The 4,438-nt window shown below is 65.1% G+C and carries 6 protein-coding genes; all 6 read right to left on the reverse strand.

Annotated features, from left to right (window positions below; genetic code table 11):
* A partial coding sequence (locus LLH00_17215) for a thiamine phosphate synthase (protein MCE5273020.1) occupies positions 1-374 on the reverse strand: 374 nt, incomplete at its 3' end.
* A 25-nt stretch (positions 375-399) separates the two neighbouring features.
* Positions 400-1,332 carry a methionyl-tRNA formyltransferase gene (fmt, locus tag LLH00_17220; protein MCE5273021.1) on the reverse strand — a complete coding sequence of 311 codons (933 nt, stop codon included), beginning with the start codon at positions 1,330-1,332 and terminating at the stop codon, positions 400-402.
* The gene (def, locus tag LLH00_17225; GenBank protein MCE5273022.1) at positions 1,329-1,856 is read right to left on the reverse strand and encodes a peptide deformylase; all 528 of its coding nucleotides are present in this window, start codon (positions 1,854-1,856) and stop codon (positions 1,329-1,331) included. The genes fmt and def overlap by 4 nt, the downstream gene beginning before the upstream one ends.
* A gap of 13 nt (positions 1,857-1,869) precedes the next feature.
* The gene (gene yajC, locus LLH00_17230) at positions 1,870-2,196 is read right to left on the reverse strand and encodes a preprotein translocase subunit YajC (protein MCE5273023.1); all 327 of its coding nucleotides are present in this window, start codon (positions 2,194-2,196) and stop codon (positions 1,870-1,872) included.
* Between the two features lie 120 nt (positions 2,197-2,316).
* Entirely contained in the window at positions 2,317-3,507 is a 1,191-nt protein-coding gene (gene tgt, locus LLH00_17235) for a tRNA guanosine(34) transglycosylase Tgt (protein MCE5273024.1), read from the reverse strand.
* Positions 3,508-3,719: 212 nt separating this feature from the next.
* A partial coding sequence (gene queA, locus LLH00_17240; GenBank protein MCE5273025.1) for a tRNA preQ1(34) S-adenosylmethionine ribosyltransferase-isomerase QueA occupies positions 3,720-4,438 on the reverse strand: 719 nt, incomplete at its 5' end.

Below are 4,438 nucleotides of genomic sequence, written 5' to 3' on the forward strand. Positions count from 1 at the left end.
GAGGCCCCGGCAGCAACGGCCTGCCGCGCCTGCTCCAGCGAGTGGCAGGAACAACCGAACCCCAGGCCGCGTGCCTTACAAAGCGGGGCCGCTGCCTCCAGGGGCACGGAATGATAGCCGAGCTGTACGAAATCGGCGCCCGCGGCCAGGGCGATATCCAGCCGCGAGTTAATTATAAGCGGCACACCGGCCTTGCCCGTTATCTCCCGCAGCCGCAGGGCCAGGTTGTAGACACTCCGGCCGTCAAACGCCCCGGCCCGCAGCGCAAGCGCCGTCAGACCGGTCCCGGCCAGGGCTTCCGCTCTGGCCTCAAAGGACGGGTCCGCCAGGGCTGTGCTGTCGGTCACTGCGTGGACCCGGCATTTGCGTATCAAAGTTCCCTTTGTCACCCGGGACGCCTCATCCGAGCTTCTCCCCCGGCGCGACCCGCGCCCCGCGCAGCCAGTCGGCGGCTGGCATCCGCCGCTTGCCGGGGGCCTGCACCTCGCCGAACGCCAGCGCCGTTCTGTCGCCGCAGCAGACAGCCAGCGCCCCGCCGGACACATCTGTCACCGTGCCCGGAGCAGCCCCGGCGCAATCGCCGGACACGACCGGGCAGAACAGCTTGAGCGGCTGTCCGCCGCGCAGGCAGAACGCGCCCGGGAACGGATCGAAAGCCCGCACGTGGCAGGCCAGGCGCACCGCGGGCAGACTCCAGTCGATCCGGGCCTGGGCGGGTTCTATCTTGGAGGCGTAGCTCACGCCCTCGGCGGGTTGCGGCGTTTCTGTCACCTCGCCGCGCTCGATCTGCCGCAGGGTGTCGAGCAGCAGCGGCCCACCCAGGCGGCTCAAACGCTCGGCCAGAGCGCCCGCACTCTCGGCCGGGCCGATCTCGGTTTCCAGGGTGGCCAGCATGGGGCCGGTGTCCATACCCGCGTCCATCCGGATAACGGTCAGGCCGGTGCGGACCTCGCCCGCGGCCACGGCGCGCTGGATCGGGGCCGCTCCGCGCCAGGCTGGCAGGATGGAGCCGTGAAGGTTGATCGAGCCGTGCGGCGGAAGAGCGAGGACCTCGGGACGCAGGATGTGGCCGTAGGCCACCACCACCGAAATGTCGGGGGCAAGCTCGCGCAGGCGGGCGAGAAAATCGTCACCGCGTGGACGCTCGGGCTGGAGACAGGGCAGGCCCAGGCGCTCGGCGGCCTGTCGCACGGCGCAGGCGGCGCTTTTCAGTCCGCGGCCCTGCGGACGGTCGGGCTGGCAGACAACGCCCGCCACCGTCTGCTCAGAGCCGGCCAGCGCCTCCAGCGACGGCACGGCAAAGTCCGGGCTGCCCCAGAACAGCACTCTCATGCCTTGTCCCGCTCGGCGACCAGGTCCTCGCGGATCTTGTTCCACTTGGACAGCAACAGGTTGCGTTTCATCGCCCCGATCCGGTCGACAAACAGGACACCGTCCAGATGGTCGATCTCGTGCTGGAATATCCGCGCCGTCCATCCCTCCGCCTCGATCTCCAGCTCATTGCCCTCCAGGTCCTGGCCCACGACTGTCACTTTCTCGGCCCGGTCGACCATGTCTTTCAGCTCAGGGATCGAAAGGCAACCCTCCTCGCCGCGGACCTTCCCCTCCATCTCGATAATCTCAGGGTTGATCAGCACGCTCGGGTCGGTGCCGTAGGGTGCGTTCACGTTGTCGTAAACGAACAGGCGTTTCGACACCCCCACCTGCGGGGCGGCCAGACCTGAACCCTCCTGCGCATACATCGTCTCGATCATGTCCGCAACGAGCATACGTAGATTGTCATCTATCACCTCGACCGGCTCGGCCTTGCGTCGCAGGACCGTGTCGCCGAGGTAGTTTAGCGGCAGTTTTGCCATCGGTCACTCCCATCTAACTCTGTTGCACCACGCGGGCAATCCTTCCCCGCTCCAGCTTGATCTTGGTTCCCTCGGCGATCTTCAGCTCCACGGTCGTGTCATCCAGCTCGATGATCTTGCCGTAGATACCACCCGCAGTTATTACCTCGTCACCTTTCTTCAGGTTCTTGAGCATTTCGCGGTGGCGCTGCTGCTCTTTCTGCTGCGGACGCATCACCAGGAAATACAGGATACCGAACATCAGGATCAGGACGAAGAAGAACGACATCCCGCCGCCCTGCGCGCCGCCTGCTCCGCCGCCGGGCGCTCCCATGGCCAGAAGATTGATCGCTGCGGTCACTTTCTGCTCCTTTGCACAAGTTTCAGTTCTGTTCGTGTATGGTTTTAGAGCTTTTGCTTCCCTCTCAGGCGCAATTTAAAACACAAAACGGCAGACCACAACAAAGAACGCAGCCGATACTCATTCTGTTTCACCGGCCCGGCCCCCCGGGGCGTTCAACTTGTATTTATTATAAAACGCTGCGGACCAACGGTCAAACTCCCCCTCCAGGATCGCGCGGCGCATCGAGGCGACTAAATTAGTCATGAAATGCACATTGTGGTGGCTGGTCAGGCGGATGCCGGTCACCTCGCCCGTGTGCAGAAGGTGGCGCAGGTAGGCGCGCGTGAAATTCTGGCAGACATAGCAGTCGCAGTCCTCATCCAGGGGACGGAAATCGCGGGCGCAGGCGGAGTTTTTCACCACCAGCCGCCCCCGGCTGGTCCAGGCCGTGCCGTTGCGGCCGTAGCGCGTGGGGGCCACACAGTCGAACATGTCCACTCCGCGGCGCACGGCCTCGAGCATGTCCTCGGGCCAGCCCACGCCCATCAGGTAGCGCGGCTTTTCCTGCGGCAGGTGCTCCAGGGCGCGCTCCAGCATGCCGTACATCAGGTCCTTGGGCTCGCCCACGCTCAGGCCCCCCACGGCGTAGCCGGGAAACCCCAGCTCCACGGTGCGCCGCGCCGACCAATCGCGCAGGTGGCCGTACATCCCACCCTGCACGATCCCGAACAGGGCCTGGGGCCAGGGCGCGGCCTCCTCCGGAGTGAGCGAAGCCAGGCTGTCGCGGCAGCGCTCGGCCCAGCGCAGGGTGCGCTCCGCCGCCCGCTGGACATAAGGCTCCTCGGCCGGATAGGGCACGCACTCATCGAACGCCATCACGATATCCGCGCCCAGGGCGGCCTGGATGCGCATCACTTTCTCGGGGGTGAACAGGTGGTAGGACCCGTCGATATGGCTCTGGAACCGCACCCCCTCCTCGCTGATCTTGCTCAGGTCTATCAGGCTGAACACCTGATACCCGCCGCTGTCGGTGAGCATCGGGCGCCGCCAGCCCATGAACTCCTGCACTCCGCCCGCCTCGCGCACCAGGCCCTCGCCCGGACGGAGGTACAGGTGGTAGGTGTTGGCCAGCACGATCTGCACGCCCATGCCGGTCAGGTCGGCCGGAGTGAGGGTCTTGACCGTGGCCTGAGTGCCCACGGGCATGAACACCGGGGTCTCGACCTCGCCGTGCGGGGTGCTCAACACTCCGGCGCGCGCCGCGCCGCAGCGCCCGGTTACCCGGAAGGAGAACTCGTTCTTTTCAATTTGGTCTTGATTGACTGTCATTCGCTGTATTCTCGGTTTTTAATTCTGGTTCTTGCCCTTCCAGACCATCCCAAAAGGACTAAACATTTCTTCGCAGTGAGAAATTTATCGTGCAGGGGTACGGTGCCCCTTGCCCGAAATTCTTTTCCGGGCGAGACATGTCTCGCCCCTACGGCAACCTCATCCACAGTAGAACAGTCTATCCGCGGCCCAGACGATGGGGTGTGTCAGTCTCACACGATCAGCATCGCGTCGCCGTAGCTGTAGAACCGGTAGCGCTGACTCACCGCCTCCGCATAAGCGGCCAGGACAGTCTCGCGCCCGGCCAGGGCCGACACCAGCATTATAAGCGTGCTGCACGGAAGGTGGAAATTGGTCAGCAGGCAGTCCACCACCTTGAATTCATAGCCCGGATGGATGAAAATGTCGGTCCAACCCGAGGCGCCGCCCACGTGGCCCGGATCGAGGGCGTCCGTGCGCGTGGCCAGGGTTTCCAGGGTGCGCACACTGGTGGTCCCCACAGCCAGGACCCGCCCGCCGTCGGCTTTCGTGTGTCGGAGCGTATCGAGCGTTTCGGAGGAGACCTCATAATACTCGGCCTCCATGCGGTGGCTTTCGATATCCTCCACCACCACCGGCCGGAAAGTACCCGGGCCGACATGCAGGGTCAGTTCCGCAGTTGTGGCCCCCTTTGCCCGCACCGCCTCCAGCAACCGGGACGTAAAGTGCAGGCCCGCGGTGGGTGCGGCCACCGCCCCGCTTTGACTGGCGTAGACTGTCTGGTAACGCTCGCGGTCGGCCGGGGTGTCCTCGCGGCCGATATAGGGCGGCAGGGGCACATGGCCCACCCGCTCGATTGCCGTCAGCGGGTCGGAGCCATCCGGGCAGGCCAGTTCCACGATACGCTCGCCCGAGTCGCCGGCGTAGTCCAGGACATGCACGCTCAGAGAAC

Source organism: bacterium, assembly GCA_021372515.1.
Classification (GTDB): Bacteria; Gemmatimonadota; Glassbacteria; order GWA2-58-10; family GWA2-58-10; genus JAJFUG01.

What these genes read in the sequence shown, in the direction of transcription:
- tgt (MCE5273024.1), bottom strand. Translation starts at nt 3,507, where the DNA reads ATGACAGTCAATCAAGACCAAATTGAAAAGAACGAGTTCTCCTTCCGG.
- fmt (MCE5273021.1), bottom strand. Translation starts at nt 1,332, where the DNA reads ATGAGAGTGCTGTTCTGGGGCAGCCCGGACTTTGCCGTGCCGTCGCTG.
- def (MCE5273022.1), bottom strand. Translation starts at nt 1,856, where the DNA reads ATGGCAAAACTGCCGCTAAACTACCTCGGCGACACGGTCCTGCGACGC.